This is a genomic window from Vibrio sp. S11_S32 (assembly GCF_014694465.1).
Lineage (GTDB): Bacteria > Pseudomonadota > Gammaproteobacteria > Enterobacterales > Vibrionaceae > Vibrio > Vibrio algicola.
This window is the reverse complement of the sequence record NZ_JAAUWS010000105.1, coordinates 1-2,223: the sequence shown is the minus strand read 5'-3', so window position 1 is coordinate 2,223 and position 2,223 is coordinate 1. Positions and strand designations below refer to the sequence as shown.

Sequence of the window (2,223 nt, the reverse complement as noted above, 5' to 3'; positions counted from 1 at the left end):
TTTAGGTTCTTTTTTTCTGCTCATGTGAAGATAATGAAGCATAAAAAGGATCGTTCAATAGGCAATTGTAGATCAAGTGATGATCGTCACATTCGCCTGTCAATAGGGTGCTGGTGAACGCTTACAAAATATTCGACTAGAGGCAAGGATGCTTCTTCAATGACCACATTCAACTTGGCAAGGACAGCCTCATGCTCTTTATTACCAACCGCACTCCCAATCAATCGGCTCGCTCCAAAGCCAATCGTAAAATCAATTTCAATAGCCAAAATACCGACATCTCTAAATGGTTGTTCTTTTGTGAGCGTAATGGGGAAGGCGATTATACAGAAATCCTCTCCAGGCCCTTCTTTTCGCAACTTAAAGCACTGCCAGCGCATACTCAAATATTGTTCTATATCCATGGTTTTAATAACAATATGGAACCAGATGTCTTTGGCAGGGCCGAGCAACTCGAAGCTTTACTCAATCAAGATGATACTGATTTGGTGAAAGTGATCCCGATTATTTGGCCATGTGACGATGACTCAGCATTACAAATTGTCGATGATTACTGGGACGACCAAAAAGCAGCTGACTACAGTGGCATCGCCTTTGCACGTTTGTTTTGGAAGTTTGACCAATGGCGACACGATGCAGCCCAGCAACAAAAGCCTTGTTTACGCCGTATGAACGTATTTGCTCACTCAATGGGAAACCGAGTATTGGTCAATGCGATGCAAGCTTGGGTACAACATACTCAACCCGGAGGCATGTCGCAGTTATTTCGTAACGTGTTTATGGTGGCCGCCGATGTTGAGAACCAAGCCTTAGAGCAAGGTCAAGCGGGGCGACATATTATCGATTCGGCCAAAAATACCATCGTCTATTTTGCCAGCGACGATCTCGCCATGCCCGCGTCTAAAATCGTCAACCTTTATGGTAGAACGTTATCACGCAGAATGGGCATGACCGGCCCAGAAGATTTATCCAAACTGCCTAAGCGCAAAGTAATGGAAGTTGATTGCGATAGTTTTAACACCCACTTCGATTTTCCCACCGGTCACACCTACTTTCTGAACGATAAAAATCACGTCCCGAGCCCAATAATCAAGCACATCCAACAACTGATCCAAACCGGAAAAATGCAAGGAGAGCAAAGCCAAAGTCTACCAGAACCAAATAATGCCAAGGTAAGCAAACCTGATGCAAACGTTGGCTAGGTGGCAATTAATGGCATTAACATTTATTCTTCATTCATTGAGGTGGTACAATCTCGCTGCGTTAAAAGTGAAAGGTCGCTATTATTCAGTTTGTTGATTCGGGTCATAAGTAATTTTGGAATTAATGTTAGAATAATCGATGTTATTGATAAAACATCAATTAGCCCAAAAGAAACAAAAAAAGAAAGTGTTGAGTGAGATGTTTCGCTCAGAAAGAGAGCGCAAAGTGACGCGTTATAAGATGTTTGTCGCGTATTTAAAAATGATTACATTTACATTTACACTTTAAATACAATGAGTTAAGCTCTACCGCTCGTTTGCTTTGAACGAAAATAGAGTGATGAATGTGTAAGCATCTAATTATTCAAACTATTTATATTTGACAGGGATTTCACATGCCTTGTGCGGTAGCGTGGGCGAAGATAAAATCAAGAGAACTAAAATAATTGGCGTGAAAATAGGTTGGTGAACGGTGTTTTTTTCTTCCTATTGGGGCCAAAAGCTAAAAAGGTGCTAAACCTAGTTTTTATAAGGCTTCACGCAATATCTACTGTCTCAAAATGGACAAAAACTGTCTCATGCAATTCCTCACGGTGAGATCGTTCCCTGCAAAAACTCACGATTCACCGCGAAAAAATGGATTAATTTTGTAATGAAGAGTCAAACCTATCTTCAGAACGCATCGTCTTTGATGCTCGATCGCACGCTTCAATGTGCTGGATCAGACGGCTAACCTTCAAATAAATGCATGCAAATCTAAACATAATGTACTTACCTGAAAGTGATATCGGCCGCGCATACTAACAAGTATTTTATGGTTAATGTCATGGGATTGTTCGGCAGGGAAAGATCACGAAGAACCCTTATGCAATAAGGGTTTGAGTAAATTCCAACTTCAACCTTAAGCTAACTATTTTTGTCTTATTTTGCAATATTTTCAAGATCGATTTGACGATCTATATTGGTTGTGATCATATACTTGCTTTTAAGTGTAGATAAACGCCATGAGTGGACTTAGCTT

1 protein-coding gene is annotated in these 2,223 nt (G+C 40.7%); it reads left to right on the top strand.

Annotated elements, in window-relative coordinates; translation table 11 throughout:
- Nucleotides 1–191: 191 nt before the first annotated feature.
- The gene (locus tag HC723_RS16700) at nucleotides 192–1,202 is read left to right on the top strand and encodes an alpha/beta hydrolase (RefSeq protein WP_190339890.1); all 1,011 of its coding nucleotides are present in this window, start codon (nucleotides 192–194) and stop codon (nucleotides 1,200–1,202) included.
- Nucleotides 1,203–2,223: the final 1,021 nt, after the last annotated feature.

What these genes read in the sequence shown, in the direction of transcription:
- HC723_RS16700 (WP_190339890.1), top strand. Translation starts at nt 192, where the DNA reads ATGCTCTTTATTACCAACCGCACTCCCAATCAATCGGCTCGCTCCAAA.